Origin of the sequence: Planococcus sp. ISL-110 (assembly GCF_018613575.1) — a bacterium.
Taxonomy (GTDB): Bacteria; Bacillota; Bacilli; order Bacillales_A; family Planococcaceae; genus Planococcus.
Genome location: NZ_JAGGPX010000003.1, coordinates 62,110 through 85,673, shown reverse-complemented (window position 1 = coordinate 85,673; position 23,564 = coordinate 62,110). Strand labels below are relative to the sequence as shown.

The 23,564-nt window shown below is 49.9% G+C and carries 16 protein-coding genes, 1 other RNA gene and 2 other annotated features (1 of these 19 running past the window's edge); of the genes, 15 read left to right on the top strand and 2 right to left on the bottom strand.

The features are described from left to right. Nucleotides 1–70 precede the first annotated feature (70 nt). The 6 genes from recJ to dtd all read left to right on the top strand — a co-directional run bounded on the left by recJ (nt 71) and on the right by dtd (nt 7,834). Nucleotides 71–2,413: a single-stranded-DNA-specific exonuclease RecJ gene (gene recJ / locus J7I83_RS00860; protein WP_215098796.1), complete on the top strand. Its 2,343-nt coding sequence runs from the start codon at nt 71–73 to the stop codon at nt 2,411–2,413. Then, entirely contained in the window at nt 2,404–2,916 is a 513-nt protein-coding gene (locus tag J7I83_RS00855; protein WP_215098795.1) for an adenine phosphoribosyltransferase, read from the top strand. Before recJ ends, J7I83_RS00855 begins: the two co-directional genes overlap by 10 nt. A 66-nt stretch (nt 2,917–2,982) precedes the next feature. Next, nucleotides 2,983–4,563 (top strand): glycoside hydrolase family 55 protein, encoded by a 1,581-nt coding sequence (locus tag J7I83_RS00850; RefSeq protein WP_251047369.1) that lies wholly within the window; start codon nt 2,983–2,985, stop codon nt 4,561–4,563. A 23-nt stretch (nt 4,564–4,586) separates the two neighbouring features. Then, a complete protein-coding gene (locus J7I83_RS00845; RefSeq protein WP_215098794.1) occupies nt 4,587–5,111 on the top strand; it encodes a type 1 glutamine amidotransferase domain-containing protein in 525 nt (174 codons plus the stop codon). Nucleotides 5,112–5,191: 80 nt separating this feature from the next. Continuing rightward, nucleotides 5,192–7,384, top strand: coding sequence for a RelA/SpoT family protein (locus tag J7I83_RS00840; protein ID WP_215098793.1), 2,193 nt, complete (start codon nt 5,192–5,194; stop codon nt 7,382–7,384). Between the two features lie 9 nt (nt 7,385–7,393). Further along, a complete protein-coding gene (gene dtd / locus J7I83_RS00835; RefSeq protein WP_215098792.1) occupies nt 7,394–7,834 on the top strand; it encodes a D-aminoacyl-tRNA deacylase in 441 nt (146 codons plus the stop codon). Nucleotides 7,835–8,156: 322 nt separating this feature from the next. On the opposite strand, the gene J7I83_RS00830 is transcribed toward dtd, so the two are convergent. Next, nucleotides 8,157–9,728 (bottom strand): N-acetylmuramoyl-L-alanine amidase family protein, encoded by a 1,572-nt coding sequence (locus tag J7I83_RS00830; RefSeq protein ID WP_215098791.1) that lies wholly within the window; start codon nt 9,726–9,728, stop codon nt 8,157–8,159. Between the two features lie 113 nt (nt 9,729–9,841). Next, nucleotides 9,842–10,081: a binding site (T-box leader), on the top strand. A gap of 55 nt (nt 10,082–10,136) precedes the next feature. Here J7I83_RS00830 and hisS point away from each other — a divergent pair. From hisS to J7I83_RS00810, 4 genes are all read left to right on the top strand, one after another. Then, nucleotides 10,137–11,417 (top strand): histidine--tRNA ligase, encoded by a 1,281-nt coding sequence (gene hisS / locus J7I83_RS00825; protein ID WP_215098790.1) that lies wholly within the window; start codon nt 10,137–10,139, stop codon nt 11,415–11,417. Between the two features lie 2 nt (nt 11,418–11,419). Beyond that, nucleotides 11,420–13,204, top strand: coding sequence for an aspartate--tRNA ligase (gene aspS, locus J7I83_RS00820; RefSeq protein ID WP_215098789.1), 1,785 nt, complete (start codon nt 11,420–11,422; stop codon nt 13,202–13,204). A gap of 44 nt (nt 13,205–13,248) precedes the next feature. Further along, nucleotides 13,249–13,431, top strand: a non-coding RNA gene (gene ssrS, locus J7I83_RS00815) — 6S RNA. 101 nt (nt 13,432–13,532) lie between these two features. Next, complete coding sequence (locus J7I83_RS00810; protein WP_215098788.1) at nt 13,533–14,297, top strand: tRNA threonylcarbamoyladenosine dehydratase; 765 nt, start codon at nt 13,533–13,535, stop codon at nt 14,295–14,297. A 1,057-nt stretch (nt 14,298–15,354) separates the two neighbouring features. On the opposite strand, the gene J7I83_RS00805 is transcribed toward J7I83_RS00810, so the two are convergent. Beyond that, nucleotides 15,355–16,644, bottom strand: a complete 1,290-nt coding sequence (locus tag J7I83_RS00805) for a replication-associated recombination protein A (protein WP_215098787.1) — start codon at nt 16,642–16,644, stop codon at nt 15,355–15,357. A gap of 442 nt (nt 16,645–17,086) precedes the next feature. Here J7I83_RS00805 and cymR point away from each other — a divergent pair, with 442 nt between their 5' ends. Genes cymR through recD2 form a run of 5 tightly spaced genes read left to right on the top strand, consistent with a single transcriptional unit; the run spans nt 17,087 to nt 22,901 of the window. Beyond that, nucleotides 17,087–17,503 carry a cysteine metabolism transcriptional regulator CymR gene (gene cymR, locus J7I83_RS00800; protein WP_215098786.1) on the top strand — a complete coding sequence of 139 codons (417 nt, stop codon included), beginning with the start codon at nt 17,087–17,089 and terminating at the stop codon, nt 17,501–17,503. 15 nt (nt 17,504–17,518) lie between these two features. After that, the gene (locus J7I83_RS00795) at nt 17,519–18,652 is read left to right on the top strand and encodes a cysteine desulfurase family protein (RefSeq protein WP_215098785.1); all 1,134 of its coding nucleotides are present in this window, start codon (nt 17,519–17,521) and stop codon (nt 18,650–18,652) included. Between the two features lie 14 nt (nt 18,653–18,666). After that, nucleotides 18,667–19,785, top strand: a complete 1,119-nt coding sequence (gene mnmA, locus J7I83_RS00790; protein WP_215098784.1) for a tRNA 2-thiouridine(34) synthase MnmA — start codon at nt 18,667–18,669, stop codon at nt 19,783–19,785. 14 nt (nt 19,786–19,799) lie between these two features. Further along, the gene (locus J7I83_RS00785) at nt 19,800–20,459 is read left to right on the top strand and encodes a tetratricopeptide repeat protein (protein ID WP_215098783.1); all 660 of its coding nucleotides are present in this window, start codon (nt 19,800–19,802) and stop codon (nt 20,457–20,459) included. Between the two features lie 24 nt (nt 20,460–20,483). Then, a complete protein-coding gene (gene recD2 / locus J7I83_RS00780; protein WP_215098782.1) occupies nt 20,484–22,901 on the top strand; it encodes an SF1B family DNA helicase RecD2 in 2,418 nt (805 codons plus the stop codon). 504 nt (nt 22,902–23,405) lie between these two features. Then, nucleotides 23,406–23,564, top strand: a binding site (T-box leader); it runs 51 nt beyond the window's last position.

The following is a 23,564-nucleotide window of genomic DNA, read 5'->3' as shown; positions in this document are numbered from 1 at the left end:
GGTGCAGTTGCCGAAAGGTTTTTGTCTGCGATTTTTTGCTGTATAATGAACCGGTGAGGAAGTGATACTGATGATTGAATCCAAAAAAAGATGGCGTTTGACGACGCCGGACGAAAAAACAGTTGAAGAAATTCAGAACGAATTGAAAATATCATCCGTATTGGCGAAAATCTTGGTGACGCGCGGTTTGGATACTGCAGAAGCAGCCCGTACGTTTATGGAAATGGACGTCAGCGGCATACATAATCCCTATCTGATGAAAGATATGGATGTGGCAGTGGAGCGCATTCGCGCAGCCATCGACAGACAGGAAAAAATTGTGGTCTATGGGGATTACGATGCGGATGGTGTCACCAGCACCACCGTTATGATGACCGTTTTACAGGATCTTGGGGCTGATGTGTCCTTTATGATACCGAACCGCTTCAAGCATGGTTACGGGCCGAACACCGAGTTGTTCCAGCAGGCATTCGACAACGGGGCAAAACTGATCGTTACCGTCGATAACGGCATCTCCGGCATTGAGCAAGTCGATTTTGCCAATGGGCTGGGGATGGATGTCATCATCAGCGACCACCACGACATCGGCGACCAAATGCCGAATGCATTGGCGGTTATCCACCCACGCCATCCCGAAGGCAACTATCCTTTTGGTGAGCTGGCGGGCGTCGGCGTGGCGTTTAAAATGGCGCACGCCTTGTACGAAGAACTTCCGGATCATCTGATTGAACTGACCGCCATCGGCACAGTCGCCGATCTGGTTCCGCTGCATGGCGAAAACCGGTTGTTTGTTAAAGAAGGACTTGCGGCATTGATCGATTCGCCGAGCCCGGCAATTGCGGCATTGTGTGAAGTGGCGGGCGTCAAGCAGCAGGACATTACGGAAGAGACCATCGGCTTTATGTTCGGCCCACGCATCAATGCGATCGGCCGCCTGCAGGATGCCGATCCCGCTGTTCAGATGTTTTTGACAGAAGACCCGGCAGAAGCCCGTTCTTTGGCTTCAGGACTGGACGTTCTGAACAAAGAGCGGCAGGCCATCGTCAAACAGATTTCAGAAGAGGCGATGCAGCAAGTGGAGCAGCGCTATCCGGACGGTTCGCCGCATGTGATTGTGGTGGCTCAGGAAGGCTGGAATCCAGGCGTTGTCGGCATCGTAGCATCAAAACTGACAGAAAAATTCTATCGTCCATCGATCGTTTTGTCGCTGGATCCTGAAACCGGCAAAGCCAAGGGTTCTGCCCGCAGCATCGAAGGGTTTCATTTGTACAACGAGCTGGCCAAGAACCGGGACATCCTGCCTCATTTTGGGGGACACCCGATGGCCGCCGGCATGACACTCGAGGCCAGCGATGTGGATGATCTGCGTGACCGGCTGAACAAGCAGGCTGAAACCAGCTTGACGGAAGAAGACCTGTTGCCTGTTGTGGAAATCGACATCCCGCTGCGTCTGGATGAAATCGATATCACGGCCATTGAATCTATGCGCCTCCTGGCACCATTTGGTATGGGATTCGCCAAACCGAAGTTTTATCTTGAAGGCGTTAAAGTGGCATCCATCCGCAAAATTGGAGCGGCGCAGAACCATTTGAAAATGGAGCTGACGCAGCATGCCGCAACACTTGATGCTGTCGGTTTCGGCATCGGGCCGATTGGAGACGAATTGACGCCGGATGTCAAAATCGATGTTATCGGTGATTTGCAGATCAATGAATGGAACGGCCGTAAAAAACCACAATTGATGGTGGAAGATGTCCGTACCGATCAATGGCAATTATTTGATATCCGTGGCATTCGCCAAGTGTCGCGCTGGTCAAAGCTGATCCCTCAGGAAAATCAGGTGTTCCTGGCTTTTAAAGAGGATACGCCAGCCTTGTTCCAATCGTTCCTGTCGCAGCCGATCTGCACAGTTGCACAATTGGATGCATTGCCAGGCAATAAAGACTATCTTGTGCTGCTCGACCTGCCGGAATCGGAAGAGCAATTGGCGTCCGTCTTGGCAGCATTAAAACCGAAACGGATTTATGCCCATTTCCATGCCAAGGATTCGCAGTATTTCGAGCAGATCCCAACGCGTGAGCAATTCAAATGGCTCTTCGCGTTCGTCAAGAAACGCGGATCCTTCGACTTCAATAAGCATTGCGACGAGCTGGCAAAACACAAGGGCTGGACGCGTGAATCATTATTTTTCATGCTGCAGGTGTTTTTTGAACTCGGTTTTGTTACACTTAACAATGGTATTACCGAGATTGCCCAATCGCCAAGCAAACAGGATTTGTCGGAAGCGCCGATCTACAAGGAGCGCGAGCAGCAGATTGCCTTGGAGCAGAAGCTTTTGTATGCATCTTATAAAGATTTAAAAGAGTGGTTCGATGCGAAAGTGTCTGCCAAGGAGGAAGAAATATGGATTTGAAAAAGTACATCACCATTGTTGAAGATTGGCCAAAACCAGGAATCCGTTTTAAAGACATCACTTCGTTGATGGATGACGGAACTGCTTATAAGTATGCAACAGACCAGATTGTTGAATACGCAAAAACAGTCAATGCCGAAATTATTGTAGGGCCTGAAGCACGCGGATTCATTATCGGCTGCCCGGTTGCCTATGCGCTTGAACTTGGCTTTGCCCCAGTCCGCAAAGAAGGCAAATTACCACGCGATGTGATTCGTGCGCAATATGGCCTTGAATACGGAACGGACGTGTTAACGATGCACAAAGACGCCATCAAACCGGGACAGCGTGTGCTGATTACTGATGATTTGCTTGCTACTGGCGGAACAATCGGCGCGACCATCAATTTGGTGGAACAGCTTGGCGGGATTGTTGTCGGCTGCGCATTTTTAATCGAATTGACTTATTTGGATGGCCGCAAGAATTTGGATGGCTATGATGTAACGACCTTAATGCAATACTGATAATAAATCTCTCTGCCTTTTGGGGCGGAGGGATTTTTTTCTAGCATCAAGGGTATGGACACAGTAATGACTTTGAATGGAGGTGATTGGAAGTTGAAGCTGGAAAAAGAGCACGACCCCCGCAGAAATGCTGCATGGATTGACCAATGCCTGGACGATCGCACACCTCTTGAAAAAATCACCCGTGAGACCGAACAATTCTTCACCGCCATCAAAAAAGACTTTGCAGTCAGCAAGCACGCGAAGCGGAAAAAGAACTTCACTGAACGGCTATGGTCATTATTCGCAGAAGAATTTTCCCCGGAAGATGAACACAGTTTTGAAACGCGAGTAGCCGGACGGCAGCTGTTTCCGGCTTGGAAAGAGCGGCTGGACGCCGAATACCGAAAACTCGAATCGACCATCCAGCGCCGCGTCAATGTCCGGGATTACGGTGCTGTGGGTGACGGGGAAACCGATTGCACGGCAGCTTTTAAAAAAGCGTTCGGCAAAGGGGGGGTGGAAGTCAAGGTGCCGGCGGGCGTCTATTTGGTGGACGGTTTGCGGCTCCCTTCGTGGACGCGGCTGGTCGGTGCAGGCAAAGGGCGGACCGTATTAAAGCTGCAAGCAAAAGCGCCGCGGAAGGCCCGTCTGTTGACCAACAGCAATTACTTGTCCGGCAACCGCAATATTTCCGTGGAAGGGCTGACCTTGGACTGGCATGTCGAACGCCTTGGGGATACCGAAAACACCAGCGCAGGCGGCAACCATTCCAGCTGTCTGACCTACGCACACGTCACCTACGGCTGGGTCAAAGACGTGGAGGCGCTCAATCCAGGGCTTCATTGCTTCGACATCACCGGGCCTCTCTATAATTACTCCGGAGATGGCCAGCGTGGTAAAGGCGGCAGCCGCTTTGTCTGGCTCGATGGCGTCAGCGGCTCGGGTTTCGGTGATGATGGACTGACGACGCATCACAGCGACTATATTTTTGTCTCCAATTCGCATTTCAGCGATCCGAGCGGACGGGCGCACGACAAGGGCTTTTCCAATTCCAACGGCTTTGAGGTGGATGACGGATCCCGCCATGTCTGGCTCGTCAACAATTCGAGCACCCGCTGTTTTGGCGGCATCGAGATCAAAGCGCATGCCAATTCCTCGGCAGCATCAGGTATCCATATCTCGGGGCATTTATCGGTCCATGACAACCGTTCGTTTAATTTCCGCCATATTGGCCATCATAAAAAAGACGATCCGGAATCACGGTCGGCGTTCAATATCCGGGCGCAGCGCCTCGTATCGATTGAACCCATCGAAACTCCCTTATACGAAGGTTCCACGCCTCGCTGTCTGGTGGTGTCCGGCTACCGCAACGTCGCCATCAACCGGTTTTTGTTTGTGGGCAATCCGGACTATGATTACAAGCAGCAGCCTGCTGCCGCCATTCAGTACCGGGCCGGCTGTGTTTCCCTGACCAACGGGGTCATCCGTGATTTTACGACGGCAGGAGCTGACGTATCGATTGCTGGCGGCGAGCAAAGCGCCCGCAATGTCCGGGTGCAAAACCTGGTCAGCATCGGCTCGGCCGAACAGGCTGTCGCTGTCGGAAAAGGCAGCGAGCTGGTCTATCTGGAAGGTATCAGAAAGCGAAGCGCCCATCTGCTTTAAAAGTATAAAAAGGAGGCAATAAAATGAGATTGACTGGAAAAAAGGTGCTGAGTTATGTTCACCATGAATTCGAGGATCTGGAACTGTGGTATCCCATTTTAAGGTTGCGTGAAGAAGGGGCTGAAGTAGACATTGCAGGAGAAGAGGCAGGCGTCGATTACATCGGCAAATATGGCGTTCCCGCGACTTCTAATTTGTCCTACGGGGAAGCACTCGCCAAGGAATATGATGCAATTCTCGTTCCTGGAGGGTGGGCACCCGACAAAATCCGCCGATTCCCCGAAGTTCTGGAGCTGGTTTGCCATATGGATGACCAGAAAAAACCCATTGGCCAAATCTGCCACGCCGGTTGGGTGCTCGTTTCCGCCAATATTTTAAATGGCCGAAAAGTCACCAGTACGCCGGGCATAAAAGACGATATGATCAATGCCGGTGCGGAGTGGCTGGATGAGCCTGTAGTGGTCGATGGCCACTTGGTATCGAGCCGCCGTCCACCGGATTTGCCGGATTATCTCCGGGAATTTATTAAAGTGATGGAGAAGGGCTAACAAAGCTTTACATTTAGCCCCTTTGTTTTTTATAATAGAAAGATATACTTTTGGAAAAATTTAAAGCAAGGTGGGCAATTATGGCTAAAGATCAAGTGAGAACAGCTGAAGATGTATTCGAAATGGTTGCGTCTTATATGAATGCCGATCATGTGAAAACGATTAAAAAGGCGTATCAGGTGGCGTACGATGCCCACATGGGACAATTCCGGAAATCGGGGGAACCGTATATCGTCCATCCGGTGCAGGTGGCCGGGATCCTTGCAGAATTGCAGATGGATCCAGCCACTGTGGCAGCGGGCTTTTTGCATGATGTGGTAGAAGATACAGAAGTCAGCCGCGAAGACATCGTCCGTGATTTCGACGAGGAAGTTGCCATGCTGGTCGACGGCGTGACCAAATTGAGCAAGATCAAGTATTTGTCTAAAGAAGAGCAGCAGGCGGAAAATCACCGCAAAATGTTTGTGGCGATGGCACAGGACATCCGTGTCATTCTGATCAAACTGGCTGACCGTCTGCACAATCTCCGGACCTTGAAATACCAGACCGTTGAAAAGCAGCGCATCAAAGCCAATGAGACGCTGGAGATCTTTGCCCCGATTGCGCACCGGCTTGGAATCAATACCATCAAATGGGAACTGGAAGATACAGCCTTGCGTTATTTGAACCCGCAGCAGTATTACCGGATCGTCAATTTGATGAAAAAGAAACGGACCGAACGGGAAGAGTATTTGAATAATGTCATGAGTGAGATCCGCACACAGCTCGACGAAGTCGACATCAAGGCGGATCTTTTCGGCCGCCCAAAACACATTTACAGTATTTACCGGAAAATGGCGGTACAAAACAAGCAGTTCAACGAAATCTATGATTTATTGGCAGTGCGCATTACCGTAGAAAGCATCAAGGATTGCTACGCGGTACTTGGCATCATCCATTCCACATGGAAGCCGATGCCGGGCCGTTTCAAGGATTATATCGCCATGCCGAAACAGAACCTGTATCAATCGCTTCATACGACCGTAATCGGTCCGCAAGGCGATCCGCTCGAAGTGCAGATCCGCACGGAAGAAATGCACCGCATCGCCGAATACGGAGTGGCGGCGCATTGGGCGTATAAAGAAGGCAAAACCATCGACAAGCCAAAAAGCTCGGTCGATTCACGCCTGTCCTGGTTCCGTGAAATCCTGGATTTCCAAAACGAATCCGACAATGCCGAGGAGTTTATGGAGTCTTTAAAATACGATCTGTTTTCTGATATGGTCTACGTCTTTTCACCAAAAGGCGACGTCATCGAAATGCCGGCAGGCTCCTGCCCAATCGATTTCGCTTACCGTGTCCATTCGGAAATCGGCAATAAAACCATCGGCGCCAAAATAAACGGCAAGATGGCACCGCTCGATACGGAGTTGCATACGGGTGACATTGTGGAAATCCTGACGTCCAAGCAGTCATTCGGACCAAGCCGTGATTGGCTGAAAATCGCCAAGTCGACTCAGACCAAAAACAAAATCAAGCAATTCTTCAAAAAGCAATTGCGTGAAGACAATGTCCAAAAAGGGCGGGACATGATCGAAAAAGAGATCAAGTCCCAGGACTTCCCGATTAAAGAAGTGTTGACGAACGAAAACATCAAGCGCGTCTGTGAAAAGTTCAATTTTGCAGGCGAAGATGATATGTATGCGGCCGTCGGCTTTACCGGCATCACTGCCCAGCAGGTCGTCAATCGCCTGGCTGAAAAGATGCGCAAAAAGCGCGAGCAAGAAGAAGCACTTGAAAAAATCACCGTTGAAATGAAGTCCAATGTGCCGAAAAAGCAAACCGAATCAGGTGTCATCGTCAGAGGCATCGACAATATGATGATTCGTCTGTCGAAATGCTGCAACCCGGTACCAGGCGACAACATCATCGGATTTATTACAAAAGGGCGTGGGGTTTCGGTCCATCGCACCGATTGCCCGAATATCCACTCCGAGGAAAATGACCGGTTGATCCCGGTCGAATGGGAAAACGAAGGTTCGCCTGATAACAAGTCGTACCAGATCGATATCGAAGTGCAGGCATACGACCGCACCGGTTTGATCAATGAAGTGATGCACATGGTCAGCGAAACGAAAACCACCATTACCGCAGTGAGCGGCCGTGCGGATAAAGACAAGATCGCAACCATCAATCTGTCCATTATGATCCCGCACATCTCACACTTGAACCGTGTTGTCGAACGGATCAAATCGATTTCAGATGTCTATTCGGTCCAGCGTGTGACGAATTAAGGAGGCAGCATGAGAGTAGTTTTGCAACGATCCAAAAGAGCATCGGTGACAGTCGGCGGCGCCATCACCGGCGCCATAAGCTCCGGCTATGTGCTGCTTGTCGGCATCACCCATGAAGATACAGAAAAAGACGCCGATTATTTGGCCGGCAAGATTGCACAGCTTCGCCTGTTCGAAGACGAAGAAGGCAAGATGAACCGGTCGATTCTCGACAACGGCGGCGAGGTCCTGTCGATCTCCCAGTTTACGCTGTACGGCGACGTCAAAAAAGGGCGCCGGCCAAGTTTTATCTCGGCGGCCCGGCCGGAAACGGCTGAACCGCTTTGGCAGGCCTTTAACGACGCGCTGCGAGGTCATGGACTGGTTGTGGAAACCGGCATCTTCGGCGCCATGATGGACGTCCAGCTGGTCAATGACGGCCCGGTGACGATCCTGGTGGAGTCTAAATAGGTTCAAGGCTGAAGAATTCGCTTCAAGCGGCGACTTCCTCGGGAGCAGCCGCCTTACGCTTATTTTTCTAAGTGTATTGCATCTGTTAGCTAAGGAAAAATAGTTTTGCAGCATCAAATAAGATGAATTTTGAGAAGTACAGGCGATTTAGCCTGTGCTTCTTTTTGGTTTGTCCGGCTTATTCACACTTCCTGCGCGATACGCACTTTGGTGGCCGGGGATATGCACGTTTTTTTAAAAATACGCACGTTCAGCAGAAGATACGCACGAAAACCAAAAATACGCACAAAAAAGCACAGAGAAAATTTTCTCCGTGCTTTTTTTATTGGGCTAATTGGGCATCGAAATAATTGATGATGCCGGTGTAGAGGCCGAGCGCCGCCTGTTCGCGGAATTGATTGGTGGTCAGGACGCGTTCTTCGTTGAAGTTGCTGAGGAAGCCAAGCTCGACGAGAACGGCCGGCAGCTGGTTTTCGCGGAGCACCAGGTAATTGCCGTGCTGGACGCCGCGGTCACGCAAGCTTAGTTTGCCGCCAAGGCCGGAGTTTAGGTATTCGGCCAATTCTTTTTGGAAATCGTGCTGGTAATAAGATGTGAATCCGGACACGCTGCTGTCGTCGGTGGCATCATAGTGGATGCTGATAAAAGCATCAGCTCCAGCCTGTTGGCTTTCGCTGACCCGTTTGCGGAGATCGACATACGTGTCGGATTGCCTTGTCGTGACGACTTCAGCTCCTGCCGCTTTCAAATGGTGGGACAGAATTTCTGCCGTTTTTAAGGTCAAATCTTTTTCTTTTGTTTTGCGGGCGCCGACTGTACCGCCGTCATTGCCGCCATGCCCCGGATCGAGGACGATGGTGATGCCGTTCAAAGTGCCTTTTTTGCGTTCAGGCAAATCGGTCTGTTCTTTTTCGCCAGCTGCGTCGTTTGAAGATACGACCCATTCAGCTACAAAAGCAGTTTGCCCATCCGGCAAGGATACTTGATACCATTCGTTTTGCTTGCCGGTCACAGCCAGTTTGTCTCCGGCATCAGCTCGGCTGGCAACTTCAGAAGCGGTTGAAGCTTCGGTCCGGAGATTGGTTCCATCAGTCAGGATGGTAACGGACTCTTTTGCATCGCTCTCTACAGTTTCTGCCGTCTGGTCGGATAATTGGCCGTGGAAAGCATAAACCCAGCCATTTTTGTCTTCAGCCAATTTGATTTCCACCCAATTGCCTGTCATGGAAACGACAGGGAAGACCTGTCCTTGATTGACCTTCTGCTGGATCTTCGAGCTGAGGTCGGGTTTTGAACGGACATTCAATGCGCTGACAGCAACTTCGAAAGAAGAGACTTTTGAAATTGCGTCTTTCTTCTGTGAGGGCTCTGTTTTGTCAGCCGATTGTTCGGAGTCAGCCGTTCCTTCAGCTAGGCTTATGTATTGCTTTGAGACAAATCCGCGCGTATTGCGGAAGCTGATTTCAATCCATTCACCAGTTGTGCTGATCACTTCAGCCTCTTCGCCGGCATTCATTTTGGTCAGCACAGCAGCCGATAAATCAGCTTGGGCACGGACATTCAAGCCATTGACCGAAGATACGGCCGTTTGTCCGGATGCCGTTTGGTCTGCATCGGTAGCTGTTGTCAGCCATGAAGCGATCCAGCCTTCTTGGTTATCGACACGGATTTCCAGCCAATCGCCTTGTTTTGAAATGACGGAAGCGGCCTGCCCTTGCTCTAAATCGCCTGTCACACTGTATGACAACCCCGGACCGGACCTGATATTGATCGTGGTCCCAGAAATTTCGACGGTGCCGGTATCGGCCTGTACATGGTCTTTATCGAGCAGCGGCAAGCTGCCAGCTATAAATAAAAAGAATAAAATAAGTGCGATGGATCCTTTGCGTTTCATGCCATTCCCCCTTAAAACAATTTCTATTCAATAGTATCAAAAAAAGGGCGGCTTGTGTCAAAAAGGTTGACAAGCCATCGGGGAGTTATTAAGATTGGTTTATTATACTTATATATTTGCTGACGACGAAGAAAGTAATTGCATGATTTGGCTGAAAAGAGAGGGAAAGTCTCGGGCTGTAAACTTTCCTGCAGACAACTGCGACGAATAACACTTTCGAGGCTTTTTTCTGAAAAGCGCTTGCCGCTTATTAGGAAGAGACGGAACCGGCCGTTACCCGGAATGAGAGGATGCATCTTTTTGCATCAACTAGGGTGGAACCGCGGAAGCTTATACAAGCTCTCGTCCCTTGCGTAAAGCAAGGGGCGGGAGCTTTTTTATATGGAAAAATAAAGGAGTAGAGAGATTATGAACATTCAAGCACCACGCGGCACTTATGATGTGCTGCCTGACCAATCCGCCAAATGGCAGGAAGTCGAACAAAAGATCAATGAGTTGTGCAGGCTCTACCAATACAAGGAAATCCGCACACCGATTTTCGAACACACGGAATTATTCCAGCGTGGTGTCGGTGACACGACCGATATCGTCCAAAAGGAAATGTATACATTCCAGGACCGCGGCGACCGTTCGCTGACTTTGCGCCCTGAAGGCACAGCTTCTGTTGTCCGTTCCTACGTGGAAAATAAATTATTCGGCATGCCGGACCAGCCGGTGAAATTATTCTATACGGGCCCGATGTTCCGCTATGAACGTCCCCAGGCGGGCCGCATGCGCCAATTTGTGCAATTCGGTGTCGAAGCGATCGGTTCCAAAGATCCAGCCATCGACGCGGAAGTGATTTCATTGGCGATGGAGCTGTACCGCTCTGTCGGCCTCAAGCAATTGCGTTTGGTCATCAACTCGCTGGGCGACACGGAAAGCCGTGTGGCGCACAAAGAAGCGTTGGTCAAGCACTTCGAGCCGAGCATCAATGAATTCTGCGGCGACTGCCAGACGCGCCTGGAGAAAAATCCTTTGCGCATCCTGGATTGCAAAGTGGACCGCAACCATCCGCTGATGGCAACTGCGCCTTCACTTGCCGATTATTTGAACGGGGAATCACAGGCTTATTTTGATGAAGTGCAATCCTATCTTACAAGCATGGACATCAGCTTCGTGGTCGACCCGAATCTGGTCCGCGGGCTGGATTATTACAACCACACCGCATTCGAAATCATGAGTGACGCGGAAGGCTTTGGCGCCATCACGACCTTGGCCGGCGGCGGACGCTATAACGGCCTCGTTGAAGATCTCGGCGGACCGGAATCTCCAGGGATCGGCTTTGCGATGAGCATCGAGCGGCTGTTGTTAGCGCTTGAGATGGAAAAAGTGGAAATCGGCCAATCGCAAAACCTGGAAGTTTACGTGGTGGCGATGGATGAGACGACCAAGAAAAAAGCGTTTTCGGTCGTACGCGACTTGCGCATGAATGGCATTTCAGCGGACATGGATTTTGCTGGACGTAAAGTAAAAGCGCAGATGAAATCTGCCGACCGCAAAGGTGCCGGCTTTGTCATCGTCATCGGCGAAACGGAACTGGAAAGCGGCAAAGTGGCATTGAAGGAAATGGCGACGGGTGAGCAGCAGGAAATGGCATTCGAAGAAATCGCTGGAACCATATTGAAAAAGAAATCACTGGAGGAATAAATATGTCAAGAACGCATTATTGTGGGGAAGTCAACGAAACAGCTACTGGGCAGCGTGTTACATTAAAAGGCTGGGTACAAAAACGCCGGGATTTGGGCGGCTTGATTTTTGTCGATATCCGTGACCGTTCAGGAATTGTCCAAGTGGTCTTCAACCCTGAAATTTCGAAAGAAGCGGCCGCAATCGGCGAATCGCTTCGCAATGAATTTGTAGTACATATCGACGGGCTTGTTGTAGAGCGGACAGAAGGCCAAATCAACGCAGCAATGAAAACCGGGAAAATCGAAGTGCAGGTGGATCATGCGTCCATCATCAATGCAGCGAAAAATCCTCCGTTCGCCATCGAAGACAACACCGATGTCAATGAAGACTTGCGCTTGAAATACCGTTACCTGGACCTGCGCCGTCCTGCTATGTACGAAACATTTAAAATGCGTTCAGACGTCACCAAATCGATCCGCCGCTTTTTGGATGAAGAAGGCTTCATTGAAGTGGAAACACCGATTTTAACGAAATCGACACCTGAAGGCGCACGCGATTATTTGGTGCCAAGCCGCGTCCATGACGGTGAATTCTACGCTTTGCCCCAGTCGCCGCAGCTGTTCAAGCAAATGCTGATGGTGTCAGGCTTTGATAAGTATTACCAGATTGCCCGCTGCTTCCGCGACGAAGACCTTCGCGCAGACCGCCAGCCGGAATTTACGCAAATCGATATGGAGATGAGCTTCCAGACAATGGAAGACATTATCGGGATGAACGAGCGCCTGATGGTTCAGATGATGAAGGATGTTAAAAAAATTGACATCGAGCCGACTTTCCAACGCATGGGCTATACAGAAGCAATGGACCGTTTTGGATCGGATAAACCGGATGTGCGCTTTGGCCTGGAACTGGTCAACGTATCGGATCTGGTAAAAGATTCGGCGTTCAAAGTCTTTACCGGCGCCATCGAAAACGGCGGCCAGGTAAAACTGATCAACATCAAAGGGCAGGCAGCCAATTATTCACGCAAAGACATTGACGCGCTGGGCGCTTTTGCTGCAGTTTATGGAGCAAAAGGCTTGGCATGGCTGAAAGTCGAAGAAGAAGGCGTCAAAGGGCCGATCGCCAAATTCTTTGAAGGCGAAGCGGCAACCGCTTTGACCGAACGTGCAGAAGCAGAAACTGGAGATTTGTTGCTGTTCGTGGCTGATAAAAAGACTATTGTAGCAGATGCACTTGGTGCACTTCGCTTGAAATTCGGCAAAGAGCTCGACCTGATCGACAACTCGGTTTATAAATTCCTTTGGATCACTGACTGGCCGCTGCTCGAGTACGATGACAAGGACGGCCGCTATTATGCAGCACATCATCCTTTCACGATGCCATTTGAGGAAGACCTGGATAAATTGGCCACTGAGCCGGAGAACGTCCGTGCACAGGCTTATGACCTTGTCTTGAACGGCTATGAACTGGGCGGGGGATCTTCCCGTATTTATCGACGTGATATCCAGGAGCAGATGTTTGAAGTGCTGGGCTTCAGCAAAGAAGAAGCCAATGAGCAATTCGGTTTCCTGATGGAAGCTTTCGAATACGGAACGCCTCCGCATGGCGGGATCGCATTTGGTTTGGATCGCCTGGTTATGCTGCTTGCGGGCAGCACCAACCTGCGCGATACCATCGCATTCCCGAAAACTGCCAGCGCCAGCGACCTGCTGACAGACGCGCCGAGCCCGGTTTCCGGTGCACAGCTTGAAGAATTGAGCTTATCGCTGAACATTCAGAATAATAAAAAAGTATTAGATTAAAAGACTTGTTTAAACAAAAAAGGTGTGCTAACATACGGGTATAGAGAATCCTGATGTGTTCGTTTTAAGCAATTCGATTTTGACCCAACATTATGTCGTCGGGAGATCACATTTTACCATGGCTAACATGCCTTAACGGGAAGTTATAAGTGGTGAAGAGGTCACCCACCTGCTTTCAGCGGGTTCAAACGATGCGCACCAACAAAAACGGCACGATTGGGATTCCTAATAAAAAATCATTTTTGTCCCTTCGACAATTTATTGTCGAAGGGATTTTTAATGTGTATACTTTCTCTTATGCGTACAAAATTTGAAAGGCAGTGGCTTAATGTTACACCAATTCTCGAGAAATGAATTAGCAGTAGGAAAAGAAGGAATTGATTTATTGAAAAATGCGACGGTCGCCATTTTGGGCATCGGAGGCGTAGGGTCATTCGCGGCTGAAGCTTGTGCACGGAGCGGCGTAGGCACCATTATCCTGGTGGACAAAGACAATATCGACATCACCAATATCAACCGCCAGCTGGTCGCCAACCTATCGACGGTGGGGCAATCGAAAGCGGGCGTCATGAAAGACCGTATCGCTGACATCAATACAGAATGCAAGGTAATTTCTTTGCATATGTTCTATACAGAAGAAACCTACGAGGAGTTCTTCAGCTATAATCCGGATTACGTCATCGACGCATCCGACACGATGATCTACAAAGTCCATTTGATGGAGGAATGCTATAAGCGTGGCATCAAAATCATCGCCAGCATGGGAGCGGCCAATAAAACCGATCCAACACGCTTTAAAATCGCCGATATTTCCAAGACACATACCGATCCATTGGCGAAAATCATCCGCAAAAAACTGCGCCAGGCCGGAATCTATAAAGGGATTCCTGTCGTTTTTTCAGACGAAAGTCCGATTATCGTCCGTGAAGATGTGGTAGGAAACGTCGGCAAGCCAGATGCCACCATCCGCAAAGCGCAGATGCCGCCGTCCTCGAATGCCTTCGTGCCTTCGACCGTCGGGTTGATCGCTGCCAGCTGGGTCGTCAACGACATCACCAAATCCATCCCGATCACACGCGTCCGTATGAATTAAACGAAAGCCGGCTCTTTTCATGAGCCGGCTTTAGCTTTTAGACAAAAGAGTTATTAGTTAGAAGAATGAACGAGCAATCAGTTGGTTTTATACCGGATCCTTCACTCCAGGCGGATGCTTTCTTATCTGCAGTCAAGTTTTTTCTCGTAGTTTATTAAAAAATAGAGGGAGCGGGCTGAGGAGCGGTTGCTTTTCGTTCCGGTGCACGCTTTCCGCGGGCTCGCGCCCAAGCCTCCTCGTCCACTTCGTTCCCTGCGGGGTCTCGGTCGTCTCGCTATTCCCGCAGGAGTCATGCACCTGCACTACAAGCTATCTGATCGTGCCAAAAAGGGCATGCCAAAAAAACCTGGCGATTCCTGTTTTTTTCACCAGGTTGTCTGTGCTATAGTGAAAGGGAATTGTGTTTACGAAGCCTTGCCAGATTCGTACTGGTAAAGAAGCCCGTGGCGAATAAGGTGAAATGCAACTTTCACGAACTTATTCACACAGGCGATCACTGCAACCTGATGGGGCTTTCCATTGGGTTGCTTTTTTAATTGGTCGTAATGGTCGGCAATGGTGTTGTGCGTTTTTTTGCGGAGGGAAATCATGGTCATCACCATAAAATACAGGATGGTCCGCAGCCGCTTGTTTCCAGGGGGGGACGGCTTCAGCCGCTTCCCTCGCTCTGCTCAGTCCAGGGTCTTCAGCTCGTACTGATCCCTCAGGAGTCGCCGCCTTGCGCTCCGGATCCTGGAGTGGATGTGTTAACATGTGGATTTTTTTCCAGCTAGTTAAGAAATAGAAACAGTGGATTGGACTCGTCGCCCTGATTCAATATGACATCTCTAACCAGGCTGGGTGTGAGACTCCTGTGGTATAGAATCAGTTTAGGCTGAAGATACCAAAGAAAAGGCATTATCCGGTGGGGCTATACCTGTCTATTCATTCTTCGTAGACTTTATCTGCAATCAGCTGCCGGCTTTTTTCATGAGCCGGCTTTTCTGTGCTGTTTTCCATAGATCCGTGCATGAAAAAAGCCATCTCCGTTTAAGGAAATAGCTGTGCTCAATTTATTTTATTTTTTATTTTTCCGGAAGCTTTTCAGCTTTTCGTAGATTCCGGCAAATTTTTTCTCTTCGCCGGCGATGATCGGTTTGTAGAACTCGGCTGATTTCACTTCTTTTGGTAAATAATCCTGATCGGCCCAGCCGCCGAATGATCCGATCGGCGTGTCATGCGGATATTTGTAACCGCCGTGGCCAAGGTCCGCGCTCCCGGCGTAATGGGTGTCCCGCAAATGCATCGGGATGTCGCCGACCTCGCCTTTATTGATGGCGGCCGCGGCGGCATCAATGGCTTTATAAGCCGAATTGGATTTTTCGGACAGGCACATTTCAGCGACGGCCTGGGCGAGCGGAATGCGTGCTTCCGGAAGTCCCAGACGGTCAGCTGCTTGGCATGCCGCCAGTACATGGCCGCCGACAGCCGGATTTGCAAGTCCGATGTCCTCGTAAGCCATGACCAGCAAGCGGCGTGTGACAGCCGTCAAGTCTCCGTTTTCCAGCAGATGCGCCAAATAATACATCGCGGCGTTGACGTCGCTGCCGCGCACCGATTTTTGCAGCGCAGACAACAAGTTAAAGAAATGAGATCCTTTTTTATCGCCAAAAACACCGACACGCTTGATCATCTGTTCGACCATCTGATCTTCGACGATATATTTGCCATCGCGTTCATCAGAAGCGATGACAATCGATTCCAGCATCGTCAACGCTTTTCGGGCATCGCCATTGGTGCCTTCGGCGATTCGTTCAACCTGCTTTTCGGAAATGTCGATCTGCTCGCTGCCAAGGCCGCGCTTCGGATCGGTCAAAGCGGCGTTCAGGAGCTCGATGATGTCATCCTGCGACAGCCGTTTCAGCTGCTTGATTTCGCCGCAGCGTGAACGGATCGCTGGATTGACGTCATGGAACGGATTTTCCGTCGTCGCACCGATGAGGACGATTGAACCGCTTTCGACATGTGGCAGCAAAGCATCTTGCTGCAATTTATTAAAGCGATGAATTTCGTCGAGGAACAGCAGGACTTTTCCGGTCATCCGTGATTCGGCCACCACTTCCTCGACATCTTTCTTGCCGGAAGTGGTGGCGTTCAAAGCGATGAACGGCAGGTTGGATGTGCCGGCGATAGCGTGGGCAATGGAGGTTTTGCCAATTCCAGGCTCGCCGTAAAGCAACATGGACGGCACATGGCCGTTGCTGATCATTTTATATAGAGCCGTATGCGGCCCGATGACATCTTTTTGTCCGACGACTTCATCGATTGTCCGGGGACGCATACGGAAAGCTAAAGGTTCGTTGTGCATCAAAAAACTCCTTTCGTGCATTCGTTCTATCAGTATAGCGTTTGAAGTTTCAAAAGTCATTGCAAGTCCATTCGCCTCAAATTATGCTATACTGTTTTGAAGAATATTGGTATTTATTTGGAGTGAATCAGTTATTTATTATTAGCATTGTTCTGCTAATGATATTCCGCAAATCAGCTGCGCTTTCTGCGGGCTCCCGCCCAAGCTTCTTCAGTCGCTGCGGGGTCTTAGTCGTCTCGCTGTTCCGCAGGAGTCGCACCTGATTTACTCCATATCTTGATGAGTGGTAAAACCTTGCCTGCATCGCTGCGCTAGCTTCGTCACAAAGAGATGCCCCAAACTACCTTTTGTTCATCTCTTGGAAAGTGTCTGCCTGGAGCGATTTCTTTATTTTTAAACAGAAAGATTTTTCGTTAAATTTATTAAACTTAGAGGTGTAATGATGAAAATATCAACCAAAGGCCGTTACGGTCTGACAATTATGATCGAATTAGGAAAACTATACGGAGAAGGCCCAGTGCCGCTTCGTAAAATCGCGGCAGAAAATGATTTGTCTGAAGCTTACCTGGAGCAGCTGGTGGGGCCACTCCGCAACTCGGGTCTTGTCAAAAGTGTCCGTGGAGCATATGGCGGCTATATGCTGACGCGCCATCCGAAAGAAATTTCTGCAGGAGACGTGATCCGAGTCCTGGAAGGCCCAATCCAGCCGGTCGAAGGAATCGAAGACGAAAAGCAGCCTCAGCGTGAGCTATGGGTACGCATCCGCGATGCGGTGAAAAATGTCCTCGACACAACCACCATTGAAGATTTGGCGAATGCCAATAACGGTGAAACAGAAAATTATATGTATTATATATAAGGGAGTTAACTCATCATGAATCAAATTTATTTAGACCATGCGGCGACGTCACCGATGCATCCGGAAGTCGTTTCGGCTTTTTCCGAGGCGCTTGGTACGGTCTATGGCAATCCATCAAGCATTCACGGAACCGGAAGAGCTGCGCGTAAAGCGCTTGATGATGCCCGCAAATTGCTGGCAGCGAGCGTCCATGCCGATGACAATGAAATCATTTTCACGAGTGGCGGAACGGAAGCGGACAATTTGGCGATCTTCGGTACAGCTGCCAAAAAAATGGGTCGGCATATCATTACAACGGTGATCGAACATCATGCCGTGCTGCATGCCTGTGCAAAGCTGGAGCGTGAAGGCTACGACGTGACGTATTTGCCGGTTGGCGAAAATGGCCGCGTGCGAGCAGAAGACGTGAAAAATGCGCTGCGTGACGATACAATTCTAGTGTCGGTCATGTTGGGCAACAACGAAGTCGGCACGATCCAGCCTATCGCTGAAATCGGCGAGCTGCTGAAAGGGACAGATGTCACCTTCCATACCGATGCTGTTCAGGCATACGGTGTTTTGCCGATCGATGTCGACCGCCTGAACGTCGACTTGCTGTCGGTTTCCGCACATAAACTCAATGGCCCCAAAGGCATCGGGTTTCTATACCAGCGCAAAGGAACGGCATTGATGCCGTTAATGTACGGGGGAGAACAGGAACGCAAACGCCGTGCAGGAACGGAAAATGTACCGGCTGTTTCTGCATTTGCCAAGGCTGTGGAGATTTCACTTTCAACGATGGAAGAAAAAACAGCGGCTTTCGAACAATACAAAACCATCTTTAAATCGGCCTTGGACAAAAAGGGCGTCGACTATAAGGAAAACGGCAGCAATCAAATGCCTCATATTTTAAATCTCAGCATCCTGGGCATTGAAATCGAGTCGTTTCTGGTCAATTTGGATTTGGCGGGAATTTCAGCTTCCAGCGGATCTGCCTGTACAGCAGGTTCGATTGATCCTTCCCATGTGCTTGTTGCCATGTATGGTGAACAGGCGGCTGAAATCCGCAATTCCATCCGCTTCAGTTTCGGCATCGGATTGACGTCTGAGGATATTGAACAAGCTGCCGATAAGACAGCGCAAATCAGCCAGCGTTTGGCGTTAAAATGAAAAGGTGAGAAAAAATGACTGCAAAATCACTACAAAATACACGCGTTGTCGTCGGCATGTCCGGAGGGGTCGACTCTTCGGTTGCCGCTTATTTATTGAAAGAACAGGGCTATGATGTTATCGGCATCTTCATGAAAAACTGGGATGACACCGATGAAAACGGCGTCTGCACGGCGACGGAAGATTACGAAGACGTCATACGCGTCTGCAACCAGATCGGCATTCCGTATTACGCCGTGAATTTCGAGAAGCAATATTGGGACAAAGTCTTCACATATTTCCTGGAAGAATACAAAGCGGGCCGCACGCCGAACCCGGATGTCATGTGCAACAAGGAAATCAAATTCAAGGCATTCCTGGAGCATGCTTTGAGCCTGGGTGCGGATTATTTGGCGACCGGCCATTATGCACAGGTGGAGCAAGCGGAAAACGGAGAAACGAAAATGTTGCGCGGCAAAGACAATAACAAAGATCAAACCTATTTCCTGAACCAGTTGGATCAAAGCCAATTGTCTAAAGTGATGTTCCCGATCGGCCACATGGAAAAGAAAAAAGTCCGTGAAATCGCATTGGAAGCCGGTCTTGCAACAGCAACGAAAAAAGATTCCACCGGCATCTGTTTTATTGGCGAACGCAATTTCAAGGAATTTCTGGGACAATACCTGCCAGCGCAGCCTGGCGGGATGGAAACTTTGGAAGGCGTCAAAATGGGCAACCATGACGGGCTGATGTATTACACAATCGGCCAACGCCAGGGCCTTGGCATCGGCGGCGCCGGCGACCCGTGGTTTGTGATCGGCAAAGACTTGAAAAAGAACGTTTTATACGTTGGACAAAATATCCATCACGATGCATTGTTCTCGGATAGTCTGACTGCGGTAAACTTAAGCTTTACGTCAAACACAGCACCAACCGGCATTTTGGAGTGCACGGCGAAATTCCGCTACCGCCAGCAGGACGTGGGCGTGACTGTGGAATTTAAAGGCGAAAGAGCCATCGTGACCTTTGCAGAACCGGTTCGCGCAATCACACCCGGCCAGGCAGTCGTCTTTTATGACGGTGAAGAATGTTTGGGTGGCGGAACCATCGACCGCGTCTTTAAAAATGGCGCACGTCTGGAATATGTAGGCTAATGGGAGAGACAACAATGAATTACAACGAAATCGGCATACAGGCATTACAGGAAGGCAACACCGAAGAAGCGATCAAGGCTTTCACACAAGCCATCGAAGAACAGCCGGAAGATCCGCTTGGCTATATCAATTTTGGCCACGTGCTGACTTCCATGGACGAAATCGACCGTGCAGAGCGGTTTTTCCAAAAAGCCATTGTGCTGGATGAAACATCAGCGACGGCCTTTTACGGCCTGGCCAATCTGTATTTCAATTCAGAGCGCTATGCGGAAGCATTAAAGCTATACGAAAAAGCCTTGCAATATGAACTGGAAGGCGCAGATGCGCATTTCATGGTCGGCAAATGCTTTGAAAAGCTGGATAAGCCCAAATTGGCGCTGCCTTACCTGCAGCGTGCAGTGGAACTTGATGAAAACGATGTCCAGGCCCGCCTGAGCTATGGCATTACGTTGGCATCCATGGAATTGTTCGAACTGGCAGAACCGCAATTTCTGCAGGTGCTCGAAAGAGATCCGAATCATTCGGACGCCCATTATAATCTGGGTGTTCTTTATGCGGTTTCCACAAACCGCACAGAAGATGCCATGCATCACTTGAAACAGGCTTTTACACTTGATGAACAAAATGAAATGGCGCGCTACGCCTACGATATGATCGCAACGACACTGGAATAGCCACGTGAAAGGGAGACGACAGAAATGACCGGACAAATCGATTTGTTTCAAGAAGAAAAGCAGTTTGTATTAGGGCGTCCTGTCGTCTCGATTTTTCACAATCCCCAAAATTTATTCTCCATCGCGAAAGTGAAAATCCAGGAAACCAATACCCCATATACTGAAAAAGAAATTATTGTGTCAGGCTATTTTCCATTGTTGTCGCTTGAAGAGCAATACCGCTTTACCGGCGTGGTGAAAAACCACCCGCGCTACGGCGTTCAGTTTCAGGTAGAGACCTTCTCTAAGGAAGTGCCGGAAACCGAACAAGGAATTATCCATTATTTGTCAAGTGACATGTTCGACGGCATTGGCCAGAAAACTGCGGAAACAATTGTCAAAAAACTCGGCAAAGAGGCCATCAAGAAGATTTTGGAAAATCCGGATGCACTGGATAAAGTACCGCGTCTGTCGGATGATAAAAAAGATACCATCCGTGCAACGCTTCAGATGAACCTCGGCCTTGAGCGTGTCATGATTCAGCTCAACGACTGGGGTTTTGGTCCGCAGGTCGGCATGCGAATCTACCAGGCATATCGCGAGGAAACCATTGATATCCTGACGAAAAATCCGTTCCAGCTGATCGAGGAAATCGAAGGGATCGGCTTCCAGCGTGCCGATGAACTGGGATTGAAGCTCGGCATCACCGGCAGCCATCCGGACCGCATCAAAGCATCGATCCTGCACATCCTCAATCAGGCCTCGCTGTCTGAAGGCCATGTTTATGTAGATGCCAAGACCTTGATCCCCATGGTCAAAGGGATGCTTGAAGCGCGCCAGCAGGGCGACATTCCGATTGAGGCGATTTCCAAAGCCGCTATCGAATTAAATGAAGAAGGCAAAGTGGTGGGCGAAGAAACTCGCCTTTATTTGCCCTCGCTGTATTATTCGGAAGTCGGTATAGCCACCAAGCTGGAAACGCTGCTTGCTGAACAGGAAACCCGCACGAAGTTTCCGAGTTCGGAGGTCCGCAAAGCGCTCGGCGAGGCAGAAGAGCGGCTCGGAGTCAGCTATGCGGAAACGCAGATTGACGCCATTGAAAGCAGCATCAATTCCTCTGTCATGATCCTGACCGGCGGACCGGGTACCGGGAAGACTACCGTGGTCCGCGGACTCGTTGAAATCTATGCGGAGCTGCACGGCTTGTCGCTGGATCCGAAAGAATACGCCAAGAAAAAAGAGCCATTTCCGATCATCCTGGCAGCACCGACAGGGCGGGCAGCCAAGCGTCTGAGCGAATCAACCGATTTGCCGGCGATGACCATTCACCGGCTGCTTGGCTTTAACGGACAGGAAAAAGACGAAGAAACCGAAAAGGAAATCGAAGGCAAATTGATCATCATCGATGAAATGTCGATGGTCGACACCTGGCTTGCGCATCAGTTGCTGAAAGCAGTGCCGGAAGATGCCCAGCTGATTTTCGTTGGGGACCAGGACCAATTGCCGCCGGTCGGACCTGGCCAAGTGCTGCGGGATCTGCTCGAATCAAAACGGATCCCGACTGTGGAATTGACCGATATTTACCGGCAGTCCTCCGGCTCTTCAATCATCGAGCTGGCCCATCAAATGAAAAGCGGCCAATTGCCGGAAGACATCACCGTAAAAACGGCAGACCGTTCATTCATCAAAGCGGGAATCGATCAAATTCCATCCGTAGTTGAAAAAGTAGTGAAGAGTGCCTTGTCAAAAGGCCATTCGATCAAGGATATCCAGGTGCTGGCGCCAATGTACAAAGGTCCGGCAGGGATCGATGCCTTGAACCGGTTGATTCAGGAAATGGTCAATCCGAATCCGGAAGGCAAACGCAAAGAGCTGGTGTTCGGCGACATCACCTACCGCATCGGCGACAAAATCCTGCAGCTTGTCAACCAGCCGGAAAGCAATGTCTTTAACGGCGATATGGGCGAAGTTGTGGCAATTCTCAAGGCGAAAGAAACCGTCGAAAAACAGGACATGCTGGTGGCATCTTTTGACGGCATTGAAGTGACCTATGAACGCAGCGACCTGAACCAGCTGACGCTGGCCTATTGCTGCTCGATCCATAAATCACAGGGCTCTGAATTCTCGACCGTCATCATGCCGGTCGTCCGTGGCTATATGAAGATGCTGCGGCGCAACCTGCTTTACACCGGCATCACGCGAAGCAAGGATTTTCTCATCCTGTGCGGCGACCCGAGCGTTTTCCGCTACGGCGTTGAACGCACGGACGACGCGCAGCGGATGACCACCTTAAAAAACCGGCTGGCAGTGGCGGCGGAAGAACCGAAAACCGAACAGCAGACGAAACAAAAAGCCGAAGCCAAACAAAGCGGACCCGTCAGCCTAACAAATGAAAATGTCCACGCCATCCACCCGATGATCGGCATGGAAGGCATCACACCACAGAAGTTTATGGAAGCTTGATTTGTTAAAGGCACTTTAGAATTTATTGTTGAGCTTAAGAAATAGCTCCAGGCGGACGCTTTCCGCGGGCATGGCCTCTGCCGCTTCCCTCGCTCTGCTCAGTCCAGTGGCTCCGGCTCATGTCGCTCTGTCGCTTTGCTCCATCACTGCTCCCGCAGGAGTCGCCGCCTTCCAGTTTTTCTTTAAAGGTAATGCAAAACAGAAGTAGTAAAATTAAAAGATAGTTGACTAGCTGATTTGAAAAGATTTAAGAGGAAGATGAGTTTTATTATTAACATGGCACTTATAGGTTATGGAGCAAAACAGCTGAGACTCCCGCGGGATAGCGAAGTGCCGAAATCCACTCGGGCGTTTAGCCCGAGTTAGTTCGGCGCAAGCCCGTAGGAAAGCGAAGTTGTTTTGTGGAATAACCACACACCATGTGAACTGAACACGGACACAATAAAAAAGTCCCACTATTGACATCATCCAAAGCTTTTTCTATAATTCAAATTAGACTGATAGACAAACACATTGATGGAGACAGTATAAAATCGCATCCGGACAGAAACAGGGCCCCAGGCTGAAAGGCCCCGACGAGATCTGATTTTAGAAAGCTACTCTGGAGTGCAGCTAATCCCTGCCGTTGAACCGCGTTAAGGTGTTCGAGAGACACGGAGCTTC

What these genes read in the sequence shown, in the direction of transcription:
- J7I83_RS00805 (WP_215098787.1), bottom strand. Translation starts at nt 16,644, where the DNA reads ATGCACAACGAACCTTTAGCTTTCCGTATGCGTCCCCGGACAATCGAT.
- aspS (WP_215098789.1), top strand. Translation starts at nt 11,420, where the DNA reads ATGTCAAGAACGCATTATTGTGGGGAAGTCAACGAAACAGCTACTGGG.
- recJ (WP_215098796.1), top strand. Translation starts at nt 71, where the DNA reads ATGATTGAATCCAAAAAAAGATGGCGTTTGACGACGCCGGACGAAAAA.
- cymR (WP_215098786.1), top strand. Translation starts at nt 17,087, where the DNA reads ATGAAAATATCAACCAAAGGCCGTTACGGTCTGACAATTATGATCGAA.
- J7I83_RS00850 (WP_251047369.1), top strand. Translation starts at nt 2,983, where the DNA reads ATGACTTTGAATGGAGGTGATTGGAAGTTGAAGCTGGAAAAAGAGCAC.
- J7I83_RS00855 (WP_215098795.1), top strand. Translation starts at nt 2,404, where the DNA reads ATGGATTTGAAAAAGTACATCACCATTGTTGAAGATTGGCCAAAACCA.
- J7I83_RS00830 (WP_215098791.1), bottom strand. Translation starts at nt 9,728, where the DNA reads ATGAAACGCAAAGGATCCATCGCACTTATTTTATTCTTTTTATTTATA.
- dtd (WP_215098792.1), top strand. Translation starts at nt 7,394, where the DNA reads ATGAGAGTAGTTTTGCAACGATCCAAAAGAGCATCGGTGACAGTCGGC.
- J7I83_RS00845 (WP_215098794.1), top strand. Translation starts at nt 4,587, where the DNA reads ATGAGATTGACTGGAAAAAAGGTGCTGAGTTATGTTCACCATGAATTC.
- hisS (WP_215098790.1), top strand. Translation starts at nt 10,137, where the DNA reads ATGAACATTCAAGCACCACGCGGCACTTATGATGTGCTGCCTGACCAA.
- mnmA (WP_215098784.1), top strand. Translation starts at nt 18,667, where the DNA reads ATGACTGCAAAATCACTACAAAATACACGCGTTGTCGTCGGCATGTCC.
- recD2 (WP_215098782.1), top strand. Translation starts at nt 20,484, where the DNA reads ATGACCGGACAAATCGATTTGTTTCAAGAAGAAAAGCAGTTTGTATTA.
- J7I83_RS00785 (WP_215098783.1), top strand. Translation starts at nt 19,800, where the DNA reads ATGAATTACAACGAAATCGGCATACAGGCATTACAGGAAGGCAACACC.
- J7I83_RS00840 (WP_215098793.1), top strand. Translation starts at nt 5,192, where the DNA reads ATGGCTAAAGATCAAGTGAGAACAGCTGAAGATGTATTCGAAATGGTT.
- J7I83_RS00810 (WP_215098788.1), top strand. Translation starts at nt 13,533, where the DNA reads ATGTTACACCAATTCTCGAGAAATGAATTAGCAGTAGGAAAAGAAGGA.
- J7I83_RS00795 (WP_215098785.1), top strand. Translation starts at nt 17,519, where the DNA reads ATGAATCAAATTTATTTAGACCATGCGGCGACGTCACCGATGCATCCG.